The organism is Curtobacterium phoenicis, from assembly GCF_047238015.1.
Taxonomy (GTDB): Bacteria; Actinomycetota; Actinomycetes; order Actinomycetales; family Microbacteriaceae; genus Curtobacterium.
The window spans coordinates 1,946,114-1,968,238 of record NZ_JBDFLZ010000002.1 but is presented as its reverse complement, the minus strand read 5'-3'; the positions used below and the strand labels follow the sequence as shown (position 1 = coordinate 1,968,238).

Here is a 22,125-nt window from a genome sequence, read left to right as displayed (position 1 = left end):
CCGCAACGGGGTCGACCGCCCGGGGTCGCTGTGATCATCGGCGACGGCGTCGCCGCGCTGCTCCGGACCGCCGCCGACGCGGTCCGGACGAGCGCCGGCGAACGGGCGGGCGACCTGGTCGAGGACGCCCTCCGCCGGACGCTCGAGGACACCATCACGATCGACGAGGACGGCTCCGCGTTCGTCATCACCGGGGACATCCCGGCGATGTGGATGCGCGACTCGACCACCCAGATGCTCCCGTACCTTCGGCTCGTGGCCGCGGCGCCCGCTGGAGACCCCGCCGCCCGGGAGCTCGCAGACGTCCTCGTCGCCGTCGTCCGGCGGCAGTTCGCCAGCATCGCACACGACCCGTACGCCAACGCGTTCAACCGCGGCCCGACCGGCGCCCACTACGACGACCGCGACCTCTGCGACGACCCGGAGGTCTGGGAGCAGAAGTACGAGGTCGACAGCCTCGCCTACCCGGTGCAGTTCGCCGCGGCGGTCCACCGCGCGACCGGCCGCACCGACCACCTCGGTCCGGAGGCCCACGCGGTCGCCCGGACGATCGTCGACCAGCTCCGGCTCGAGACCGACCACCGCCGGTCCTCGTACCGGTTCGTCCGCGACGTTCCCGAGCCGACCGAGACGCTCGTCCGCGACGGCCGCGGCACCCCCGTCGCGGTCACGGGTATGACGTGGTGCGGCTTCCGCCCCTCCGACGACGCCTGCACGTACGGCTACAACGTGCCGGAGAACCTGCACGCCGCGTCAGCACTCGGCGACCTGGCGATGCTCGCGACGGACGTCTGGGCGGACCGGGAACTCGCTGCCGACGCGACGGCGCTCCGTGACGGCATCCTGCGTGGCGTGACCGAGCACGGTGTCGTCCCGCACCCGCGCGACCCGGGCACGCGGGTCTACGCCTATGAGGTCGACGGTCTCGGCGGCGCGGTGCTCATGGACGACGCGAACACCCCCTCGCTGCTGTCCCTGCCGCTCGACGCGCCGGACGTCCTCGACCCGGTGGTCGCCACCGCGACCCGCGCGTTCGTCCTCGGGCCGGACAACCCGTACTGGTTCAGCGGGTCGGCCGCCGCGGGCATCGGGAGCCCGCACACCGAGCCGGACCGGGTGTGGCCGATCGCCCTCGCGGTCGAGGGACTCACCGGCACGCCGTCGCGCCGCCGGGAGCTGCTCGACGTCCTGATGGCGACCGACGCGGGCACGGGGCGCATGCACGAGTCCTTCGACGTGGACGACCCGTCGGCGTTCTCGCGGCCGTGGTTCTCGTGGGCGGACGCGATGTTCTGCGAACTCGCGTTCGCGGTGGCCGAGGACGCGGGCGCGTCGCTGGCGAGTGCCGCGCGCGTCGTCCAGGGGACCACCTGACGGACGGGAGGCACGGTTCGGCCCCGCCCCGTGCCTCCCGACCGTCGGCGGTAGCGTTGTGCCGTGGGGAACCGGGTCTCGTGCATCGTCCGATCAGCAGCGACAGCCGGCGAAGGCGCCGTACCGGCGCCTGCAGGCGACGAGCCCACGACCGAGGTCGTCGGGTCGTGGGACGTGCAGTACGTGCTGCCGTTCGGGTGGTGCGGGTTCGTGCCCGCCACGTTCTGGGCGGCACACGTGGACCGACTGGCCACGGCGATGGCCGCGGGAGCCGGGCCGGACCCGTCCGACACGGACGTCGTCGTGGCGTGGTCGGTGGCGGAGCGAGCCTTCACGCAGCGGTTGCCGGGAGTCGCCGCCGCGATCCCCGAGGCCGCGGAACCGCTGGGGCGCTTCCTCGAGGACGTCCGGTCGGTGGCCGACGGGACCGACCGGCCCGTCGTCGAGCTCGTGCTCGGGGAACTCGTCGAGATGTACTGGGACGAGGAGGACCTCGAGCGGTGGACGGCCGACCTCCGTCGTGAGACCGCCATCTGGGAATCACCCGGGACGGCTCTCGGCGACGAGCGCACCGAGCTCACCGAGCTCGGTCGGGCCGTCGCCTCCCGGGAACCCGATCGGACGTTCCTCTTGACCGGCGAGTGGACGCTCGGCGGCTCGGCAACGCCGAGCGATCGTCCTCCGCAGCTCTGACCCGTCGACCCCCGGTCAGGTGCACTGCCAGAGCACCGCGGCCCGGGCCCCGTCGCTGAAGACGTACGCGCGACCGGCGTCCCCGAAGTCGAACCCGAGTGGTCCCGACTCGATCGACGCCACGAACCCGAGGCCCACAGGCGTCTCGTCCTCCTGGATCCACTCGGGCTCGCCGCCGTACTGCCCTGCCGTGACCGCTCCGGCGGCATCGAGCACAGCGGCAGCGTCCTCACCACCCGTTGCCGTGACCGTCGCGGTTCCGAGGAGCATCGAGTCCGGCAGGAGGGGCGGGTACGCGGGTTCGGGGTCGTCCGGATCGCCGTGGGGTGAGACCGGCGGGTCGGCCAGCACGAGACCGCGGCCGCTGAACACGAACGCCGCGTTCGCCCCGCTGTCGGGGTCCCACGAGTCGCACGTCCCGGGGTCGAACTGGCACACGAACGCGCTGACGAGCGTGCCACGGTGCTCGATCTGCGCCGTGAACTGCATCGGTTCGTCGTGCTCCACGCACATCGGCCACTCCCAGCTCCGAGGGACCGCCGGCGCGCCACCGATCCGCGAGGCCGTGATCGGGGACGGGGAGTCGGACCGGTAGGCGCCCAGCACGACGGCAGCGGAGGACGGGCCGTGCGGGCGACGGGGGGCGGGTCGCGCGGCTGCCGGGGGTGCGGCCGCGACACGAGGGGTCTCCAGCGTCAGGCGGGTCCGCTCGGGGGAACCGCCCCGCCCCGGTGTGCCGAGCCGCTCGGCGACCACCGTGGTCCGGGAGCGACCGCCAGCGAGCGGCAGGTCCCAGCGGAGCAGCGGCCAGTCGGCACCGCCGCGCTCCCCGGTCCCCGGGTCCGGCCCGTTGTCCCGCGCACGGAGCATCCGGAGCACGCCCGCCTCGTCGAGCTCGGGCAACCCGGCGGTCCGCGCAGCCGTCAGGAGTCGTCCCGCCGCGCGTCGGAAGACCGCATCCTGGCGTCGCGCGAGCGGACCACCACGTCGGAACACCACCGCGTGCGTCGCGTGGACGACGACGAGCAGGGGTACCGCCCACGCGGCACCGATCCAGAACGACGTCGCGACGTCCCGGTACCGCCAGGCGTCCTCGTACACCGAGACCGCGACGAAGGCGGAGAATGCGAGGATCCACGCCGTGACGAACACGGCCGGCCACGGGTTGCGCGGACCGTTCCAGCGCGCCCGTGCGGCGTCGTCGGTGTCGACCTCGACGACCGTCCGTTGCTGCACGTCGCTCATCCGCTCCCCCGGTTCCGGACGCCCCACGCGCCACCCGCGCCCTGCGCATCCCCGGCAGCAGGCTACCGGTCCGCGACGGACGGTCGCGCGGGGTCGGGGTCGGGGTCGGGGTCGGGACAGGTGACGAAACGCGCGCGTTCCGACGTCGCGCGCGTCGATCCCGTGGTGCTTCGTCGCACCGTGCGCGTGCATCGATGCCGACGACGCGTGTGCGACGACCCGCGCGTCGATCACGACGTGTTCCGTCGTACTCGTGCCGTGCGCGACGCTCTGTCCGTGGCTGCGCGTCCCGTGTCCGGCGTCCGGTGTCAGGCGTGGCCGCGCCCGACGCACCGTCCGTGGGTGCGCGTCCCGTGTCCGGCGTCCGGTGTCGAGCGTCCTTCGTCCGGCGTCGCCGCGCTCGGCGCTCCGTTCGTGGGTGCGCGTCCGGCGTCCTGCGTCCGGCGTGGCCCGCTCGGCGCTACCGACGCGACCGCACGACGAGCGCCGCGGCGACCGCGAGCACCCCGCCCCACGCGAGCGGCCGTGTGACCCGCCGCCGCTTCGCCACCCAGCCGCCGTTCGTCGCGTTCCCGGTGTCGGCGGGGACGTGCAGGTTGCCGTCGGTGGGCTCCTGCCGGCCGCGGAGCGCGAACGTCTCCACCATCGGCTTCGTGATCAGGTGGAACAGCCCCGGGAACACGTACTGCAGCGGCACGAGGGACGCCTGGACCCGCCCGACGAACCGGTAGCGCTTCGGGTGCAGCGCCGCACGGACGACCGCGCGTCCGGCCCGTTCGACCGAGACCGTCGGCGGCAGCGGGTGCGAGGCCTTGCCGGTGTAGTTGGCACCGTTCTGGTAGATCGGGGTGTCGATCGTCGACGGCAGCAGCGAGGTGAAGCGGATCCCGGTCCCCGCGAACTCGTCGCCGAGGACGTCGACCAGACCGAGCGCGGCGTGCTTGCTCGTCACGTACGCCGACTGGTACGGCGCGCTGAGGAGCGACTGGATCGACCCGACCAGCACGTAGGTGCCCTTCCCGCGCTGCTTCCAGTGCGGCAGCAGGTGGGTGATCGCGTTGAGGTGGCCGTACAGGTTCGTGTCGACCACGCGCTTGAACGACTCCGTCGGGGTCTGCTCGAACAGGCCGTAGACGAACAGGGCCGCGTTGCCGACGAACACGTCGATCCGGCCGAACCGGGTCGTCGTCGTCCCGATGAGGTCGCGCACCGCGTGCTCGTCGGCCACGTCGGTGGGGATCGCGACGGCCTCGGGTGCGCCGAGCCGTCGGCACTCGGCGGCCGCTGCCTCGAGGCTGTCGTGGGACCGCGCGGCGAGCACGAGCGTGGCGCCCTGCCGCGCGAACTCGTGCGCTGCAGCCCTCCCGATGCCGCTCGATGCTCCCGTGACGACGACGACCTGACCGCGGAACCGATGTGTCATGCCCCGGTGTTACCCGGCGGCGCGTCCGACTCGGCACAGGAAGGACGCAGAGCGCCCGACACCGGAGCGTCGGTGCGGACCACTAGCGTGGGCGTGTGCACGACGACGCGGTGGACACCCTGGGCCACGACGGAGTGTGGTTCGACCCGCTCTGGCGTGTCGAGGTCGCGCTCACCCCGACGGAACGCGCCCTGCTCACCGCGTGGCCGGTCCGGCGCCTCGCGTTCGTCGCCCACGCGGGTGCGGCATCGATCACCACGACGCAGGCGTACTCCCGGCTGGAGCACTCCCTCGGCGTCCTGGCCCTCGTCGCCCACTTCGCCCCGGACGACCACGACGCCCGAGTCACGGCGCTGCTCCACGACGTCGGGCACCTGCCGTTCAGCCACACGCTCGAGGGGATCGCCGGGCTCGAGCACCACACCCTCGGACGTGCCGCGGTCCGGTCCCTCGCCGAGGACCACCCGATCGACGCTGAGCGGATCATCGCCCTCGACGACGGTCGCGTGGCCTCGGTGCTGACGCCGGCGCACGGCGGGCTCAAGCTCGACCACCTCGACTCGTTCCTGCGGAGCGGGCAGGTCCACGGTCGCACGACGACGCCCCCGCACGAGTTGCTGCGGCGGCTCCGGCTGGTCGACGGTGCGGTGGACGCCGACCCGGACGACGCCGCGGAACTCGTCGACCTCGCCGTCCGGGAAGCCCGTGCGCAGCGATCGACCGCGAACCTCGTGCCGGTCACGGTGCTCCGCGCGCTCGTGTCTCGTGCCGTGACCGACGGCGCGCTCGACGACACCGGGCTCTCTGCCGCGACCGACGACGAACTCTGGGGTGTGCTCGCCGCCCACCCCTCGACCGCGGCCGAGGCGCGCTCGCTCCGCCGGCACCCCGAGCGGTGGCGGCTCCGGGTCGGCCGGACCTCCGGCGTCGGCGTGTACCGCCACGTCGTCCGTCGCAGCTACCTCGACCTGCCGACCGCCGACGGCCGACGTGTGCACGACCCCCGGGTCGACGAACTGCAGGCGTCACTGCCGTACGAGGTCGCGGTCCGCCACGACGCCGACCCGAGCGGGGCAGGCGCAGGCTCGGGCGCGACGGGGGCGAACGCGAGCGGGACGGGCGCGGGCTCGACCGGCGCGAGCGCGACGAGCACCACGAGTGCGACGATGGGCCCATGCGCAAGGACGAGCTGACCGTCGAAGAGGCGACCGCCATCGCCGAGCACGCGAGGTCCGGCTCCCTCCCGCTCGACGACCCCGAGGTGCGGAAGGTCGTCGACCAGGCGAACCGGGTCCTCGTCCGCGCACAGATGTGGGGCGAGGACCGGAGCCCGAAGCTCCGCCGCCGACGCCGGTGGATCGCCGTCGGCGGCCTCCTCGTCGTCGCAGCGTGGGTGGCCGGGCTGATCCTCCCGCTCATCTGGCACCTCACCCGCTGACGAGCCGGAGCACCCCGGCGCCGCGAGACCTGCGGAATCCGGAGGAACGCTGGACCCCGCCGACGTTGCATCCGACAATTCCGCTCATGGATCAGGGACCAGCCATCGACCGACGTCGCTTCGTGACGCTCGGCCTCACGGGCGCCGCGGCCACCGCAGCCGCCACGACCGCCGCACTCGCGCGCGGCTCCGACACCGCCCGCGCGGCGACCACCGGCACCACGACGCTCCTCGCCGCCGACGAGTTCGACGGAGCCGCCGGCAGCGCCCCGAACCCGGCGATCTGGCGGTACGACCTCGGTGCCGGTGGCTGGGGCAACGGCGAGCTCGAGACGTACACGGACTCACGTCGGAACTCGCAGCTCGACGGCACGGGCAACCTCGTCATCACCGCCCGCCGCGAGGCCGACGGCACCTACACCTCGGCGCGACTGAAGTCCGAGGGCACCTACACCGCGCAGTACGGCCGGGTCGAGGCTCGCATCAAGATCCCGCGTGGTCAGGGCATCTGGCCGGCGTTCTGGATGCTCGGCGCCGACATCGGGCAGGTCGGCTGGCCGGCGTGCGGGGAGATCGACGTCATGGAGAACGTCGGCTACGAACCCACGCTGGTCCACGGCACGGTGCACGGCCCCGGCTACTCGGGCGCGAACGGCATCTCGTCGACCTACCGGAACCCGTCCGGCGCCGCCTTCGCCGACGACTTCCACGTCTTCGGTGTCGACTGGCGCCCCGACTCGATCACCTGGACCGTGGACGGCACGGCCTACCGCACGGTCACGCGCGCGGACGTCGGCACGAACCCGTGGGTGTTCGACGGGCCGTTCTTCGTGATCCTCAACGTCGCGGTCGGCGGCGGTTGGCCGGGCTCGCCGGACGCCACCACGCGGTTCCCGCAGCAGATGCTCGTCGACTGGGTCCGCGTCTCCCAGCTCGCCTGACGACGGCCTGGAGGCCCGTGGCGGCGCCGGCCCGTGCCTCCCGTCCGCCCGTCAGTTGCGAAAGCGACAGATCCCGCCTCCCCGCGCCGGTGGCCGTCGCGAAAGCGACAGAACGCGCCGCGCGCCGCGCGCAACGCGCGCAACGCGCGCGCCGTCAGCGCCCGCTGCGCGCCGCTCGCGCGGTCAGCCAGAGGTACGTCGCGTGGCCGGCGAGGGCGAGCCCGAAGAAGATCGCCGCGACGGCGTACACGCGGTCGAACTTGCCCTGCCCGATGACGAGCATGACGATGCAGAACAGCACGGCCGCGGACAGGACGGCGACCTGCACGGTCGACCAGAACTTGCGGAAGCGGGGCATGCCGGTGAAGCTCACCCGGCCATTGTCGCGCACCCGACCGAACGTCGCGACCGGGTGTCCGAGCACCCGGTGGACAGACCGGTACGGCCGTTCGTCCCCCAGATGAACAGCAGATGTCGTCAACCTGGCAAGGACCTGGCATCTTCGAACCCCACCCAAACCGGTCCGAGAAGCCCCCCGAATCGGGGGCATGACCTCGACCGATACCCCCGTTCTGGTGTCACCCGAGACCGAGGCCCCATCTCCGGTCCGCGCTGCCCGTGCCGCGCGCCTGCTCACCCTGGGACGCCAGATCGCGTCCTTCGGCACCATCGGCGCCGTCTGCTTCGTCATCGACCTCGCCGTGTACAACCTGCTCCGCGCCACCGTCCTGCCCGACGGCCCGATCTGGGCGAAGGTCGTGTCGGCCGTGGTGTCGACCGCCGTCGCCTGGATCGCGAACCGGTCCATCACCTTCCGCTCCGAGCGCGGCGTCGACCGTCGCGCCACCGTCCGCGAGGGGCTCCTCTTCGCCCTCGCGAACCTCGTCGGCCTCGGCATCGCGGCCGCCTGCCTGTTCGTCTCGCACTACGTCCTCGGTCTCCGATCCACCCTCGCCGACAACGTCGCCGGCAACGGGGTCGGCCTCGTCCTCGGCACAGCGTTCCGCTTCGCCGCGTACAAGGCCCTCGTCTTCCGTTCCACCGACGCTCGTCCCACGAAGGAGGCTCCGGCCTGATGACGACCACCCTCTCCGCCGCGCTGGTCACGGCGGCCGCTCCCCTGCTGCAGCCAGGCTCCCCCGCCACGTCCGACACCGTGCCGAACCGTGGCACCACGAACGTCCCGACCGGAGGCTCGGGGCAGCTCGCGCACGCCAGCTGGTCGCTGGGCGAGTGGATCGGGTACTCCGCCCTGGTCGCGGTCTCCGTGCTGCTCACGCTGGTCGCGCTGTCGACGCTGTGGTGGATGCTGCACGCGTGGCGCTCGCGCGACGCCCTCAAGGCGACCCGGTTCAGCGAGACGCCGCGTCCGGCGGCGCACCGCTTCACGCTGCTCGTGCCCGGCCGGCACGAGCAGGACGTCATGGGCCAGACGCTCGACATGCTCGCCACGCAGGACCACCCCGACTTCGAGATCATCGCGATCGTCGGTGAGGACGACCCGGAGACCGACGCCGTCGTCCGGGCCGCCGCCGCACGCCACCCGGAGCTCATCCGGGTGGTGGTCGACGACACCGCCCCGAAGAACAAGCCGAAGGCGATGAACCTCGCCCTGCAGTACGCCACGGGCGACATCGTCGGCGTGTTCGACGCCGAGGACGAGGTCTACCCGCACCTGCTCACCCTCGTCGACTCCCGGTTCCAGGAGACCGGCGCCGACGTCGTGCAGGGCGGCGTGCAGCTGATGAACTTCAAGTCGAGCTGGTGGTCGCTCCGCAACGTGCTCGAGTACTACTTCTGGTTCCGCTCGCGCCTGCACTTCCACGCCGAGTCGAAGTTCATCCCGCTCGGCGGCAACACCGTGTTCGTGACCCGCGAGCGACTCGAGTGGTCGAACGGCTGGGACGCCCACTGCCTCGCCGAGGACTGCGAGCTCGGCGTCCGTCTCAGCGCGGACAACGCCAAGGTCGTCGTCGCGTACTCCCCGGAGGCGGTCACCCGCGAGGAGACCCCGCCCACGTTCGCGTCCCTGCTCAAGCAGCGCACCCGCTGGAACCAGGGCTTCCTCCAGGTGCTCGGCAAGGGCGAGTGGAAGAAGCTCCCGACCCGCAAGCAGCGCTTCTTCGCGCGGTACCTCCTGACGATGCCCTTCATCCAGGCGGCGACCGGGCTCCTCATCCCGCTCAGCGTCCTGATGATCGCGTTCGTGAAGGTCCCGACCTCGATCGCGCTCATCTCGTTCATCCCGCTCGCCCCGACCCTCATGCTGCTGGCCGTCGAGATCGTCGGCCTCGGCGAGTTCGGGCGGCTCTACAAGGAGAAGGTCCGCGTCCGCGACTACGTGAAGCTCGTCCTCGGCCTGATCCCGTACCAGGTGTTCCTCGCCGCGGCAGCCGTCCGGGCGGTCGTGCGGCACGTCCAGGGCCAGAACGGCTGGGAGAAGACGGAGCACACCGGGCAGCACCGCACGCCCGCGCCCGAGGTCGTCGGCTTCCCGAACGCCGTGACCGCGGACGATCCCCGAACCGCCGACGACGCCCGTGAGCTGCAGACCACCGGAGGCACCCGATGACCGCCAGCATGACGAACACCACCGGCATCCCGATCCGGGGTGCGCTCTCCCGCAGCGGCGCGGCCGGCTGGGTCCGACGCCACGCCGTCAGCCTCGCCTGGCTGCTCCCCGTCCTCGCGGTCGCCGCCGCCGTGCAGCTCTGGAACATGACCGGCACGCCGCAGCGCATCGACGACGAGGGCACGTACACCGCGCAGGCGTGGGCGATCACCAACCTCGGTGAGCTCACGCACTACACCTACTGGTACGACCACCCGCCGCTGGGCTGGATCCAGATCGCGGCGTACACGTCCGTGACCGGTGCGTTCGCCCGCTACCCGTTCGCCGTCGAGGCGGCGCGTGAGTCGATGGTGTTCTTCACGGCGGTGTCGAGCGTGCTGCTGTTCGTGCTCGCCCGTCGCATCGGTGCCGCTCGTCCCACGGCAGCGGTCGCCGTGCTCCTGTTCGCACTGTCGCCGCTCGCGCTGCAGTACCACCGCACGGTCTACATCGACAACGTCGCGACCCCGTGGCTCCTCGCCGCGTTCGTGCTGGTGCTGAGCCGCCGCAAGCAGCTCGCCGGGTTCGCCGGAGCGGCCGCCTGCCTCGGCATCGCCGTGCTCTCGAAGGAGACGTACCTGCTCGCGCTGCCGTTCCTCGTCTGGATCGCGGTGCGCGGCGCCGACAGGAGCACCCGCCGGTACACGCTCAGCGTCGCCGGTGCCGTGCTCGCGGTGATCGGTGGCGGGTACATCCTGCTCGCCGCCGTCAAGGGCGAGCTCCTCCCCGGGCCCGGTCGGGTCAGCCTCCTCCAGGGCATCACCTACCAGCTCGGCTCGCGCACGGCATCGGGGTCCGTCTTCGACGGCGGCAGCCTCGCCAACCAGGCCGCCGCGCAGTGGTGGGCACTCGACCCGGTCTTCATCGTGCTCGGGAGCGTCGCCGCACTGGTCGGGTTGTTCCTCCGCCGGGTGCGCCCGATCGCCGCGATGCTCGTCTTCCTGCTCGCGTTCATGTTCCGCCCGAACGGCTACCTGCCCGTGCCGTACGTGATCATGCTCATCCCGTTCGCCGCGCTCCTCGTGGCCTGGACCGCCGACCGCGCCGTCGTCGCGATCGCCGGATGGTCCCGGAGCCGCAGCCGACTCCCCGGCGGCGTCCGTCGCACCTTCGGCATCGCCTGGGCGGCAGTCACGGTGGCCGCCCTCGCCGTCGCCGCACCGCTCTGGACCGCCCAGCTCCGCGGCTTCACCACGAGCGACCTCGACCAGCCGATGCAGCAGGCCGAGCGATGGGTCGGCGACAACGTCCCGAAGTCCTCGCGACTGCTCGTCGACGACGCGATGTGGGTCGACCTGGTCAAGGCCGGGTTCGCCCGCGACAACGTCGTCTGGTACTACAAGCTCGACACCGACGCCGCCGTGGAACGGCAGTCGCCGAACGGCTGGAAGGACTCCGACTACGTCGTCACCACGGACTCGATGCGGACCGGCGGCAACTCGTCGAAGGACGTCGCCGACGCCATCCGCAACTCGACCTCGGTGGCGGTGTTCGGCACCGGCGACCAGCAGGTCGACGTCCGACGGATCCACTCCGAGGGCGAGGCCGCAGCCGAGCGGGCGATCACGAAGGCCACGGACCAGCGGAAGGCGATGGGCACCGAGCTCGCCGCGAACCCCGCCCTCGAGGCGGACGCCGGCACGAAATCGCAGTTCCGCGCGGGCCAGGTCGACAGCCGGGCGATGATCGCACTCGGCCAGGTGCTCGCGGACCAGCGCGTCTCCGTCGACCGCTTCACCCCGCTCACCGGCGAGACCGGCCAGGCGTTCCGCCGCGTGGTCCTGCACGCCGACGACGCTGCCGCGACGACCCGGGTCGAGCGCACCCTCGACGCGATGTCGGACGCGTACCGCCCCGAATCGGTCGAACGGCACGGCACGGAGCTGGTCGTGACCTACGCGCCGATCGACCCGACCACCGCGCCCACCTCCGCCTGATCCGGCACCGGGGGTCCGGTCCGTCGCCGAGAGCGGCGTCCCGGGCACCCGCCCCAGCACGTACCCGAACCGCACCTCCATCCGAAGGAGCACCACCATGACCGCACGCACCCGCACCGCACGCCCCGTCGTCGTCGGCACCCTCGCCGCGGCCCTCGTCGCCGCCACCGTCGGCCTCGCACCCCAGGCGGCGTCGGCCGCGACCCCCGAGGACGGCTGGCTCCGCGTCGGGCACCTCTCACCCGACACGAAGGGCGTCGACGTCGAGCTGTCGAGCCTGTCCGGCGGCAAGAAGGTGTTCGAGCTCGACGACGTCACCTACGGCCAGGTCAGCCCGTACCAGGAGCTGCCCGTCGGCACGTACGTCCTGTCGATGCGCGCCGCCGACGCGCCGGACTCCACCCCGGTGATCTCGACCGACGTCACGGTCAGCGCGGGTGACGCGAACACGGTCGTCGCCTACGGCAAGAACTCGGACCTCAAGACCACCGCGTTCACGGACGACCTGCAGCAGCCCGGAGACGGGAAGGCGAAGCTCCGGCTCGTCCAGGCCGCGACCACGGCGAAGCGCGTCGACGTCGCCACCTCGACCGGCACCACCGTCGCGGAGGACGCCGCGTTCGGCACCGCCACCGGCTACGCCACGGTGAAGAGCGGGAAGTGGACGCTCGACGTCTCCGGCAGCGGGCAGCGCGGCACGGCGAAGGTCGACCTCGCCGGCAACACCGTCTCGACGCTGTTCGTCCTCGACGACAGCAAGGGCGACCTCACGGTCGTGCCCGTGACCGACGCGGCGGCGACCGCCGCCACCCCGAAGGGCGGCGTCCAGACGGGCGGCGGCGGCACCGCCGCGGACCGCCCGGTCACGGACGCGTTCCACGCGCTGATCGCCGCGTTCCGCAGCATCTTCGGTTGACGGCCTGGAGGCGCGGTGCCGGTGCGTCGACCGGCGCACCCGCACCGCGCCTCCCGTCCGGACCCCCACCCGACACCCAACGAGAGGCAGGCCCCGTGCAGCGCAGGACCTGGATCCCGGTCGCCGCGATCGCGGCCGTCGCCGTCGCCGCCGGCGCGGCGGTCGTCGCCGTCCACCCCTGGTCGGACGAGCAGTCGCCGCAGGCGGCATCGACCCCCACCTCCACCACCGCCCCCGACACCACCCGGTCCGCCGCACAGCTCCGGACCGCGTTCCTCGACCGCTACGTCGAGGACGGCCGAGTCGTCCGGAAGGACCAGGGCGGCGACACCGTCAGCGAGGGCCAGGCGTACGGCCTGCTCATCGCCTACGCCGCCGGCGACCGCTCGACGTTCGACGACGTGTGGCGCTGGACCGCGCGGCACCTCCTGACCGACGACGACCTGCTCGCCTGGCGGTGGACGCCGGAGGGCGGCGTCGCCGACGAGCAGTCCGCGAGCGACGCGGACCTCGACGCCGCGCGTGCCCTCGTCCTCGCCGGCAAGGCGTGGGACGAGCCCCGCTACACCGCCGCCGGGAAGCGCATCGCGTCGGCGATCCTCGAGCACGAGACGGTCGAGACGGACGCCGGCCGCATCCTGCTCGCGGGGCCCTGGGCCGACCAGGAGCCCTACCGGTACGACGCCTCGTACGCCTCACCTGCGGCGTACCGGATCCTGGCCGGGGCGACCGGCGACGACCGGTGGGACGAACTCGAGCGGGGGTCGCGCACCGTCACCGCCTCCCTCCTGCGTGCCACCGACCTGCCGAGTGACTGGTCGCAGGTGCACGCGGACGGCCGCGTCGAACCGATGCCCGCGTCCGCGGACGACGGCCGGGTCCTCTACGGCTACGACGCGATGCGCCTCCCGCTGCGGTACGCCGAAGCGTGCAGCACCGCTGACCGGGAGCTCGCCGGGTCGATCGCGCCGACGCTCCGACGCACGACGCAGCTCGCGGCGCAGCTCGACCTCGGCGGCACCGCGGTCACGGGCGACACGAACGCCCTCGCCTACGCGGCACGAGCGGCGGCCGAGCACGCTGCCGGCAGCACCTCGGCTGCGCGGGCCGACCTCGAGCGGGCCGACCGGACCGCGGCCACGACGCCGACGTACTACGGCGACGCGTGGGCGGCACTCGGTGCGACCATGCTCACCTCCGACGTGCTCGGCGGGTGCGCGGCCGGCTCCGGGAGCGACTCGTGAGCCGCCGGACCGCGTCGCACCGGACACCCGACGCTCGTCGCTCGCCGCGTCGCGGGACGCTCGCGATCGCGATCGGCGTCGCGGTGGTGCTCGCCGGCGGGGCGGTGGCCGGTGTCGCCGTTGCCGCGTCGAACGGCGGTGCACCGCAGGCCGCCAACACCGTCAGCGCGAGCGCGACCCGTGCCGCGGGCGCGACCGGCGCGGCGGGCAGGTCGGACTCCGCGACCGAGGGGTTCCAGGACCCGGCAGCCCCCGCGGCCACCTCGACGGCGACCCCGGTCCGCGTGGAGATCCCCGCGATCGGGGTGTCGAGCGGACTGGAGGACCTGCACCGCGGGCCGGCCGGCGAGCTCGACCCGCCGAAGGACTGGGACAGCGCGGGCTGGTTCAGCGACGGCATCGTCCCCGGACAGGTCGGCCCGGCGGTCATCGCCGGGCACGTCGACTCCCCCACGAGCGCAGCCGTGTTCTACCGGCTCGACGAGCTCGTCGCCGGCGACCGCATCACCGTGGGGATGTCCGACGGCAGCGAGCGGGTGTTCCAGGTGCAGCGCTCGGAGCGGGCCGCGAAGTCCGCGTTCCCGACGAGCGACGTGTACGGCACCTCCCCCACCCCGGCGCTGCGGCTGATCACGTGCGACGGCACGTTCGACACCGCCACCGGGCACTACACCGACAACCTCATCGTGTTCGCGACCCTCGTGCACGACTGACCGACCGACAGGAGACCGAGATGAACGAGTCACTGGTCATCATCCCGACGTACGACGAGGCGGAGAACATCCGCCCGATCGTGGCGCGCACCCTCGCTGCGACCGACGAGTCGGTGCACGTGCTGGTCGTGGACGACAACTCGCCCGACGGCACCGGGGAGATCGCCGACCAGCTCGCGACCGAGACCGACCGGGTGCACGTGCTGCACCGCACCGTGAAGGACGGCCTGGGCGGGGCGTACCTCGCCGGGTTCGCGTGGGGGCTCGAGCACGGCTACGACACGCTCGTCGAGATGGACGCCGACGGCTCCCACCACCCCGAGTACCTGCCCTGGATGCTCGAACTCGCCGACACGAACGACCTCGTCCTCGGCTCCCGCTGGGTCAAGGGCGGGCAGGTCGAGAACTGGCCGTGGTACCGCGAGGCGCTCTCCCGCGGCGGGAACCTCTACACCCGGTTCGCGCTCGGGATCGCGGTCCGTGACGCCACGGGCGGGTTCCGGGTCTTCACCCGCAGCGCGTTGGAGCGAATCGAGCTGGACGGGATCGCGTCGAAGGGGTACTGCTTCCAGGTCGACCTGTGCTGGCGTGCCCTCGAGGCGGGGCTGCGGGTCGTGGAGACCCCGATCACGTTCACCGAGCGGGAGCACGGGGTGTCGAAGATGAGCGGCAACATCGTCCGCGAGTCCCTGACCCTGGTCACGAAGTGGGGCATCGACCGACGCCTGCGCGAGGTGCGGGCCCTCGTCCGCGACCACCGACGCCTGCCCTCCGTGCGCACCAACGCCCACGTGGCGTGACGTCCGGCCTCAGTGGTCGCGCAGGGCGTCGATCAGTTCGCGCTTGCGCTTCGACGAGTACCCGGTGAGTCCGAGCTCCTTCGCCCGCTTCTTGAGGTCGGCGACCGTCCAGTCGTCGTAGGAGCCGGACTCACCGCCCTTCTTCCCCACGGCCTTCGTGCCCCGGGCTGCCGCGGCGTTGCTGATGCGCGCGGCCTTCTCCTTCGAGGCGCCCTCCTTGCGGAGCTCCTCGTACATGTCCGGCTTCTTCAACTGGTTCGGCATGGCCCGGAGGCTACGCCGACGGCCTCAGTCCTTCTCGGGGTCGTTGCCCCAGTTCATGAGCGAGTACCGCCACTTCGTGTCGTGCACGTCGCCCTTCGGCCGCTGCTTCGAGTGTCGTGCGACGTACCCGACGACCTTCTTCATGTGGGCGTAGTCGTCGTCGGTGTAGTCGCCCTGCTTCTTCTCGAGGATCCGCACGATGTGCCGGCCGCTCTCGTGCCCGGTCGACTCACCGCCGCCGTCGGACTTCTGCCCGACCTCCTTCGACTCGTCGGTGTCGAGCCACTTCTTCAGCTCGGAGGCGGTCATGTTCACGGCGTCCGCGAAGTCGTCGCGGATCTCCTTCTGGTCGTCGCTCATGCTCCGACCCAACCCGGTCGACCTGATCGTCGACGTGCGGTGCGCTCAGCGGACTGGTGCTCCACGTCCTCGGAGCGGCCGACGGGTTGTGTGGTGTGCGCGAAACCCCACGAAGGAAGAGGAAGACATGCGCGCAGTCGTCTGGCACGGCATCGGGGACATCCGACTCGACGAGGTCCCGGAACCCACCATCCAGCACCCCGAGGACGCGATCGTCCGCATCACGAAGAGCGCGATCTGCGGGACCGACCTGCACTTCGTCCGCGGAACGATGGCACCGATGGAGGAGGGCACGATCCTCGGCCACGAAGCGGTGGGCGTCGTCACCGAGGTCGGCGACGCGGTCCGCGGCTTCAGCCCGGGTGACCGCGTGGTCATCAACTCGACCATCTCCTGCGGTGCCTGCCGGTACTGCCGGATGGGCAAGACGGCGCAGTGCGACGTCGCGAACCCGAACGGACCGCAGGCGGGGACGAGCTTCTTCGGCGGCCCGCAGTCCACCGGGCCGGTGAACGGGCTGCAGGCCGAGTACGTACGGGTCCCCTGGGCGCGCAACACCATGCACCCGCTGCCCGAGAACGTCAGCGACGAGCAGGCGATCCTGCTGTCCGACATCTTCCCGACCGGGTGGTTCGGCGCGGAGCTCGCCGGCGTGACCCGCGGCGACGTCGTCGTGGTGTTCGGCGCGGGCATCGTCGGACAGTTCGCCGCCGCCTCGGCGTACAAGCTCGGTGCCGCCCGGGTCATCGTCGTCGACGGCGAGGAGACCCGGCTCGCCGCCGCCCTCGAGCAGCACTGCGAGGTCGTCAACTACAACACCGAGGACCCGGTGCAGGCGATCATGGACCTCACGAACGGCATCGGTGCGGACTGCGTGATCGACGCCGTCGGGGTCGACGCCGAGCGACCGAAGCACGGTCCGGCTGCGGTCGACGACCAGCAGGCGGCGGACTTCGACGACGAGGTGGCGCAGGTCGCGCCCGATGCCTCGGCGAAGGGCCGCGGCGAGGAACAGCAGTGGAAGCCGGGCGACGGGCCGTCGCAGGCCGCTCGCTGGGCTGTCGCGTCGGTCGCGAAGTACGGCCGGATCGGCATCATCGGCGTGTACGGACCGACTGCCGAGCACTACCCGATCGGCGAGGCGATGAACAAGAACCTCACCATCCGGATGGGGAACTGCGACCACCACTCGGTGACGCCGCCACTGATCGACATGGTCGCCGCGGGCCAGTTCGACCCCACCGCGCTCATCACCGAGCACGAGCCGATCGGCTCCGCGATCGAGGCGTACGAGGCGTTCGACCGGCGCGAGCCGGGCTGGATCAAGGTGGAGCTGGAGCCGACCCGATGAGCACGGGAGACCAGGCCACACCGTCCGACCAGTACGGATGGGCGGACCCGCGCACCCGCTACCCGAACGTCTCACCGGAGCCGCAGACGCAGACCGAGCCGGGCCTCCAGTCCGCGATGACGCCCGTCCCCGACCTCGGCGAGTCGACGTACCGCGGCACCGGCCGGCTCGCCGGCCGGAAGGCACTTGTGACCGGCGGCGACTCCGGCATCGGCGCGGCCGTCGCGATCGCGTTCGCCCGCGAGGGCGCCGACGTCGCGATCGCGTACCTGCCCGAGGAGCAGTCCGATGCCGACCACGTGGTCGAGCAGATCGAGGCGGCCGGTCGCACGGCGGTCGCGATCCCGGGCGACCTCCGCGACCGGTCGTACGCGAGCGAACTCGTCGAGCGGGCCGTCGAGGGGCTCGGCGGTCTCGACGCCCTCGTCAGCGTCGCCGGCAAGCAGCGCTGGCAGCCCGACCTGCTCGACATCACCGACGAGCAGTTCGAGGCCACGTTCGACGTCAACGTCTTCGGCCTGTTCCGGCTCGTCAAGGCAGCGCTCCCGCACCTGCAGCCGGGCTCGACGATCACGACGACGGCCTCGATGGAGGCCTACAAGCCCGCGCCGGACCGGCTCGACTACGCGGCGTCGAAGGGAGCGATCAACAACTTCTCGAAGGGGTTGTCGCAGCTGCTCGTCGAGCGGGGCATCCGTGTCAACGTGGTCGCGCCCGGACCGACGTGGACCGTCCTGCAGCCGAGCGGCGGGGTGGACCCGTCGACGCTGCCCGAGTTCGGGTCGAGCGAGTCGCCGATGGGCCGCGCGGCGCAGCCGGCCGAGCTGGCGCCCGCGTACGTGTTCCTCGCGTCGCAGGAGTCGAGCTACGTCGCCGGGGAGACGCTCAACGTGAACGGCGGCATGGTCACGCCCTGACGACGACCACCACGTCGGTCTGGGCGGTGGCCGGTCCGGTGCGCGATCCCCGGGATCCGCACACCGGATCGGCCACCGGCCGTTCGGGCGTCCGCCTCCTGACGCACACCGGGACGGACGGGCGCACCGCTCAGCGGCGACGCGGAGCGCTGCGCGGGGTGCGCCGACCGAGCCTGCGAGGGAGGACGGTCCGGCCGGCACCGTGCCTCCCGTCCGTCCGTGGTCGCGCTGGGGGCCGTGTGGCAGTTCCGTGACGAGGGGCGACGCGCCGCGCTGCGCCGCGCGGCGGCGCGGGGGCCGCTGGTGTCCCGGACTGCCGCAGGGCTGTGACACGCGGGACCTAGCGTGCCGCCATGACCTTCCCCACGCGCGAGACCGACGACGCCCCTGCTCAGGACGACCTGGTGGTCCTGCTGCTCGAGGTGGCGATCGCCGTGACGTTCACCGTCATCGTCGGCCTCGCCGTGTTCCTGGTGCTGCCGGTCACCCACTGACGCCGGACCGGACCTCGGCGTCGGCCGGCCGGAGCTCGACGACCGCCGCTGCGCCGGTGCCCGGGTCCTCGAGCCGGAGGACCGCACCGAACGCAGCGAGGTGCTGCAGCACGATCGCGAGTCCGATGCCGGCACCGGCGTGCGACCCGAGCGCACCGAACCGCCTCGGACCGTCCCGCAGCAGGTCCTCGGGGAACCCGGGTCCGGCGTCACGGACGGTGAGCGTGGCGCCCTCCGTGCGGAGGACGATCGGCTGGGCGCCGTGTCGTTCGGCGTTCGTCACGAGGTTCGTCACCGCTCGGGCGAGGTGCTCCGGGTCCACCATCACCGTGTCCGTCGGCCCGGTCTCCCGCTCGACGCGGCCGTCGAGTCCCTCGCGGCGGAGCACCTCGTCGACCGTGCTCCCGAGGTCGCGCGGGACCGCGTGCACGACCCCGGCCTCGTGGGCGGCACGGGAGAGGTCGAGCAGGTCGTCGAGGAGCTGGCGTAGGCGATCGGCCACCCGTCGGACCCGCTGGGCGTCCGGGCCGTCCGGCAGGAGTTCGGCGGCACCGACGAGGGCGGTGACGGGCGTGCGGAGGTCGTGCGCCACCTCTGCCGTGACCGCCCGCTCGTGGTCGAGGCTCCGCGCGAGGGCGGCAGCCGTCTCGGCGAGCCCACGGGAGAGCACGGCGACCTCGTCGTCCCCGGCGACCTCGTCCGGCGTCCGGCCCGCCACGGTGTCGTCGACGGCCGCCGCGGCCCGACGCAGTCGCGCGGTCAGTCGTCCGGCGGCGATCCAGGAGCCGACGGCGGCGACGGCCGCGGCCAGGACCGCGGCGACGACGAACGTGCGCTGCAGGGCGGCCCACTGGTCACGGACCGGCGCGTCGTCGATCCGGGTCGCGATGACGCCGGAGCTCTGACGACGAGCCGCCCACATCGAGTCGCCGTCGTCGTAGGTGACCGGGCCGCCGGCGTCCAGCGCCCGGCGCAGGGCGGCCGGGAGCGCCGAGGGGTCGTCGGTGGCGCGCGGCGGGAGGTTGCCGCCGAACGCCTGGGTCGCCGTCGTCTCGTCGAGCTGCGTGAGCGCCTGCTGCCGGAGCTGCGCGGTCGCCCCGTCGATCGCGGTCCGCGCGAACACCGCTCCGGCACCGACGACGAGCGTCGTCGCGAGGAGGGTCATGGCGACGGCGGTCCGGAAGCGGAGCGAGCGCCACCAGGGGACGCGCTCGTTCGGGGCCGCGGGGCGACGCACCGTGTCCGCGGAGGACCAGGCCCGGTTCATGCGCGGTCGGCCTCGATGCGGTAGCCGAACCCGCGGACCGTCTCGACGACCTCCGGCCCGAGCTTCCGCCGGAGCCGCTGCACGTTGGTGTCCACGATGCGGGGGTCCTGCCAGGTGCTGTCCCACGCCATCGCGACGACCTGCTCACGACTGAGCACCGCGCCGCGCTCCCGGAGCAGGGCCTCGAGCACGCGGAACTCGACCGAGGTGAGGCTCACCGGTGCGCCGTTCCGCTCGGCGCGTCGGGCCCGGAGGTCGATCCGGACGTCGCCGATCGTGACGACCTCGGAGACGACGCCCCGCGCACGACGGAGCACCGCGTGCAGCCGCGCCGAGAGGACGTCGGCGTCGAACGGCTTCGTCACGTAGTCGTCGGCGCCCGCGGCGAGTCCCGAGACCTCGTCCACGGCGAGGCTGCGGGCCGTGAGGAGCACCACGGGGACCCCGAGCGCCGTCAGCCGTCCCGTGAGGTCGAGGCCGTTCATCCGCGGCATCGCGACGTCGACGACGGCGATGTCGGGCACCTCGGCGTCCACCGCGGCGAGCGCGTCGACACCGTCGGCGGTCGGGGTCACCCGCCAGCCGCGGCGCAGGAGCAGCAGCTGGGTCGTCTCGCGCACGTCCGGGTCGTCCTCGGCGAGCAGGACGAGCGGGGCGGGTCCGTCGGCGTTCCCGCGTCTCACGGGCGCGTCTGGTCCGAGAGGAAGCCGAGGTCGCCCCAGAGGAAGTGCATCGTGGGGCGGACGGCCCACGCCGGCCGGTCGGCAGCGAACGTGATGCTGAGGCGTCCGTACCGCTGGACGGCACCGACGGTGGTGGGGTCGTCGAAGCGGACCGCGACCGGGTAGGTCGTGACGGTGCCGTCGGCGCAGTCGCAGGGGTTGTCGGTGAAGACGCCGGTCGCGAGTGCTCGGCTGCCGCCCCAGGAGGACCAGGTGAGGTCCTCGAGGCGTTGGTCGGCGGACTGGCACCAGATCGGGACGGACACCGGCTCGGCGACGGCCTGGTCACCGCAGCCGGCGTAGTACGCGGTGCGGACGGCGGGGTCGGCGCGGACCGGTGCGGCGTCGTGTCCGAGCGGTGCGGCCATGGCGCCGGTGGCGGCGACGAGGACGCTCACCACGGCGAGCGCGGCGGCGACGAGGCCGGTGGTCCGCCAGGGGCCGGTTCGGGTCATGGTGTGAGCCTCCGTCCTGTCGGTCTCGGTCGCGCTGCAGCGATGTGTCAGTCCCGTGACAGATGTTCCCACGGCCTCGTGCGGTTCGGGGACGCCGTGCGGTGGTCGGCGCGGCCGAGCTGTCGTGGTGCTGCGACGACGGGTGGCTACGGTCGGTGCCATGCAGCTCCGCTCGTCTCTCGTCCGTCCGGCGATGATCGTCGTCGCCGTGTCCACGCTCGCGCTCTCGGGCTGTGCCGTGTCCGGGTCCGTGGAGCCGTCGGGCTCGGCGACCGTCGCGTCGCCGGGGTCCGGCTCCCCCACGGTGGCGGCCTCCACACCGTCGGGGACGCCCGAGGCGGGTGCACCGTCCGCGGGCCGGACTCCGGGTGGACCGTCCGGCGCGACGGCGGACGGGTCCGGCGACAGCGGTGGCACCGGCATCGGCGGCAGCAGCGTCGACGGCGGCGGCGTGTTCCCGTCCGGGCAGCCTCCTCGGCCCGGCGCGCAGGACACGTACCCGGAGGCGACGACGGTCGCCGGGCTGCAGCAGGCGATCGCCGCGACGCCGCACCCCGGCCTGCAGATCTGCGACGGTGACCTCGCCTCGCTGGTGACGGCCTCGGGCGACCTCCGCGGGGACGGTGGTCAGCAGTACCTGGTGGACACGACGTGTTCGCTGGCAACCGCGAGCTCGCCGGACGAGGTCGCGGTGTACGACCGGCGGGGCGGGGGGCTCGTCCGGAGCGCGGTGCTGTCGGAGTTCACGGCGAACCGGCCGAAGCCGAGCGCCTACCCGTACCTGTGGCAGGGCCACACCGTGGTGCTCGCGTACGACGACGGGGCGTCCTACCGGCTCGTGCAGCTGTCGCCGCGGGGCGAGACCACGAGCGACGTCCGTCCGTTCCGCTGAGCGTCGACGGGTGCCGGTCGGTAGCGTCGGGTGGGTGACGACGGGGTCCTGCCCGCTCCCCCGCCAGC

The 22,125-nt window shown here is 72.9% G+C and carries 24 protein-coding genes; 16 read left to right on the top strand and 8 right to left on the bottom strand.

Going from position 1 to position 22,125, the window contains the following annotated elements; genetic code table 11:
• The first annotated feature begins 30 nt into the window (after window positions 1-30).
• Both ABC270_RS09565 and ABC270_RS09560 read left to right on the top strand, forming a co-directional pair.
• Entirely contained in the window at window positions 31-1,374 is a 1,344-nt protein-coding gene (locus tag ABC270_RS09565; protein WP_412880569.1) for a glycoside hydrolase family 125 protein, read from the top strand.
• A 63-nt stretch (window positions 1,375-1,437) separates the two neighbouring features.
• Window positions 1,438-2,067: a hypothetical protein gene (locus tag ABC270_RS09560; protein WP_412880568.1), complete on the top strand. Its 630-nt coding sequence runs from the start codon at window positions 1,438-1,440 to the stop codon at window positions 2,065-2,067.
• A gap of 15 nt (window positions 2,068-2,082) precedes the next feature.
• Here the strand turns inward: ABC270_RS09560 and ABC270_RS09555 are convergent, their stop codons facing one another.
• The gene (locus ABC270_RS09555) at window positions 2,083-3,312 is read right to left on the bottom strand and encodes a hypothetical protein (RefSeq protein WP_412880567.1); all 1,230 of its coding nucleotides are present in this window, start codon (window positions 3,310-3,312) and stop codon (window positions 2,083-2,085) included.
• 460 nt (window positions 3,313-3,772) lie between these two features.
• Window positions 3,773-4,735 carry an SDR family NAD(P)-dependent oxidoreductase gene (locus ABC270_RS09550; protein ID WP_412880566.1) on the bottom strand — a complete coding sequence of 321 codons (963 nt, stop codon included), beginning with the start codon at window positions 4,733-4,735 and terminating at the stop codon, window positions 3,773-3,775.
• 95 nt (window positions 4,736-4,830) lie between these two features.
• On the opposite strand from ABC270_RS09550, the gene ABC270_RS09545 reads away from it, so the two are divergent.
• The 3 genes from ABC270_RS09545 (at window position 4,831) to ABC270_RS09535 (ending at window position 7,114) form a co-directional block, all read left to right on the top strand.
• Window positions 4,831-5,928 (top strand): HD domain-containing protein, encoded by a 1,098-nt coding sequence (locus ABC270_RS09545; protein ID WP_412880565.1) that lies wholly within the window; start codon window positions 4,831-4,833, stop codon window positions 5,926-5,928.
• On the top strand, window positions 5,910-6,173 hold the full coding sequence (locus ABC270_RS09540) for a hypothetical protein (RefSeq protein ID WP_412880564.1): 264 nt from the start codon (window positions 5,910-5,912) through the stop codon (window positions 6,171-6,173). Before ABC270_RS09545 ends, ABC270_RS09540 begins: the two co-directional genes overlap by 19 nt.
• 86 nt (window positions 6,174-6,259) lie before the next feature.
• A complete protein-coding gene (locus ABC270_RS09535; protein ID WP_412880563.1) occupies window positions 6,260-7,114 on the top strand; it encodes a glycoside hydrolase family 16 protein in 855 nt (284 codons plus the stop codon).
• Window positions 7,115-7,268: 154 nt separating this feature from the next.
• Here the strand turns inward: ABC270_RS09535 and ABC270_RS09530 are convergent, their stop codons facing one another.
• Window positions 7,269-7,487 carry a hypothetical protein gene (locus ABC270_RS09530; RefSeq protein WP_412880562.1) on the bottom strand — a complete coding sequence of 73 codons (219 nt, stop codon included), beginning with the start codon at window positions 7,485-7,487 and terminating at the stop codon, window positions 7,269-7,271.
• A 175-nt stretch (window positions 7,488-7,662) separates the two neighbouring features.
• On the opposite strand from ABC270_RS09530, the gene ABC270_RS09525 reads away from it, so the two are divergent.
• The 7 genes from ABC270_RS09525 to ABC270_RS09495 all read left to right on the top strand — a co-directional run bounded on the left by ABC270_RS09525 (window position 7,663) and on the right by ABC270_RS09495 (window position 15,335).
• Window positions 7,663-8,190: a GtrA family protein gene (locus ABC270_RS09525; protein ID WP_083513673.1), complete on the top strand. Its 528-nt coding sequence runs from the start codon at window positions 7,663-7,665 to the stop codon at window positions 8,188-8,190.
• The gene (locus ABC270_RS09520) at window positions 8,190-9,686 is read left to right on the top strand and encodes a glycosyltransferase (RefSeq protein ID WP_412880561.1); all 1,497 of its coding nucleotides are present in this window, start codon (window positions 8,190-8,192) and stop codon (window positions 9,684-9,686) included. Before ABC270_RS09525 ends, ABC270_RS09520 begins: the two co-directional genes overlap by 1 nt.
• A gap of 8 nt (window positions 9,687-9,694) precedes the next feature.
• Window positions 9,695-11,662, top strand: coding sequence for an ArnT family glycosyltransferase (locus ABC270_RS09515; RefSeq protein WP_412880560.1), 1,968 nt, complete (start codon window positions 9,695-9,697; stop codon window positions 11,660-11,662).
• A 97-nt stretch (window positions 11,663-11,759) separates the two neighbouring features.
• Entirely contained in the window at window positions 11,760-12,578 is an 819-nt protein-coding gene (locus ABC270_RS09510) for a DUF4397 domain-containing protein (protein WP_412880559.1), read from the top strand.
• 95 nt (window positions 12,579-12,673) lie between these two features.
• Window positions 12,674-13,822, top strand: coding sequence for a family 8 glycosyl hydrolase (locus ABC270_RS09505; protein WP_412880558.1), 1,149 nt, complete (start codon window positions 12,674-12,676; stop codon window positions 13,820-13,822).
• Window positions 13,819-14,535 carry a class F sortase gene (locus ABC270_RS09500; protein ID WP_412880557.1) on the top strand — a complete coding sequence of 239 codons (717 nt, stop codon included), beginning with the start codon at window positions 13,819-13,821 and terminating at the stop codon, window positions 14,533-14,535. The genes ABC270_RS09505 and ABC270_RS09500 overlap by 4 nt, the downstream gene beginning before the upstream one ends.
• Before the next feature lie 20 nt (window positions 14,536-14,555).
• Complete coding sequence (locus ABC270_RS09495; protein WP_412880556.1) at window positions 14,556-15,335, top strand: polyprenol monophosphomannose synthase; 780 nt, start codon at window positions 14,556-14,558, stop codon at window positions 15,333-15,335.
• 9 nt (window positions 15,336-15,344) lie between these two features.
• On the opposite strand, the gene ABC270_RS09490 is transcribed toward ABC270_RS09495, so the two are convergent.
• Together ABC270_RS09490 and ABC270_RS09485 are read right to left on the bottom strand one after the other, a co-directional pair.
• Window positions 15,345-15,599, bottom strand: a complete 255-nt coding sequence (locus ABC270_RS09490; protein WP_412880555.1) for a DUF7218 family protein — start codon at window positions 15,597-15,599, stop codon at window positions 15,345-15,347.
• Window positions 15,600-15,623: 24 nt separating this feature from the next.
• Window positions 15,624-15,959 carry a DUF3140 domain-containing protein gene (locus ABC270_RS09485; RefSeq protein WP_058725761.1) on the bottom strand — a complete coding sequence of 112 codons (336 nt, stop codon included), beginning with the start codon at window positions 15,957-15,959 and terminating at the stop codon, window positions 15,624-15,626.
• A 127-nt stretch (window positions 15,960-16,086) separates the two neighbouring features.
• On the opposite strand from ABC270_RS09485, the gene ABC270_RS09480 reads away from it, so the two are divergent.
• The 3 genes from ABC270_RS09480 (at window position 16,087) to ABC270_RS09470 (ending at window position 18,721) form a co-directional block, all read left to right on the top strand.
• Window positions 16,087-17,310, top strand: coding sequence for a zinc-dependent alcohol dehydrogenase (locus ABC270_RS09480; protein ID WP_412880554.1), 1,224 nt, complete (start codon window positions 16,087-16,089; stop codon window positions 17,308-17,310).
• Complete coding sequence (locus ABC270_RS09475; RefSeq protein ID WP_412880553.1) at window positions 17,307-18,227, top strand: SDR family oxidoreductase; 921 nt, start codon at window positions 17,307-17,309, stop codon at window positions 18,225-18,227. Before ABC270_RS09480 ends, ABC270_RS09475 begins: the two co-directional genes overlap by 4 nt.
• A 353-nt stretch (window positions 18,228-18,580) precedes the next feature.
• On the top strand, window positions 18,581-18,721 hold the full coding sequence (locus ABC270_RS09470; protein ID WP_412880552.1) for a hypothetical protein: 141 nt from the start codon (window positions 18,581-18,583) through the stop codon (window positions 18,719-18,721).
• Here ABC270_RS09470 and ABC270_RS09465 read toward each other — a convergent pair.
• The 3 genes from ABC270_RS09465 to ABC270_RS09455 are packed head-to-tail and all read right to left on the bottom strand — an operon-like array spanning window position 18,711 to window position 21,165.
• Window positions 18,711-19,988, bottom strand: a complete 1,278-nt coding sequence (locus ABC270_RS09465) for a sensor histidine kinase (protein WP_412880551.1) — start codon at window positions 19,986-19,988, stop codon at window positions 18,711-18,713. The genes ABC270_RS09470 and ABC270_RS09465 overlap by 11 nt on opposite strands.
• A complete protein-coding gene (locus ABC270_RS09460; RefSeq protein WP_412880550.1) occupies window positions 19,985-20,671 on the bottom strand; it encodes a response regulator transcription factor in 687 nt (228 codons plus the stop codon). Before ABC270_RS09460 ends, ABC270_RS09465 begins: the two co-directional genes overlap by 4 nt.
• Entirely contained in the window at window positions 20,668-21,165 is a 498-nt protein-coding gene (locus tag ABC270_RS09455; RefSeq protein WP_412880549.1) for a hypothetical protein, read from the bottom strand. The genes ABC270_RS09460 and ABC270_RS09455 overlap by 4 nt, the downstream gene beginning before the upstream one ends.
• Window positions 21,166-21,325: 160 nt before the next feature.
• On the opposite strand from ABC270_RS09455, the gene ABC270_RS09450 reads away from it, so the two are divergent.
• The gene (locus tag ABC270_RS09450; RefSeq protein ID WP_412880548.1) at window positions 21,326-22,057 is read left to right on the top strand and encodes a hypothetical protein; all 732 of its coding nucleotides are present in this window, start codon (window positions 21,326-21,328) and stop codon (window positions 22,055-22,057) included.
• The last annotated feature ends 68 nt before the right edge of the window (window positions 22,058-22,125 follow it).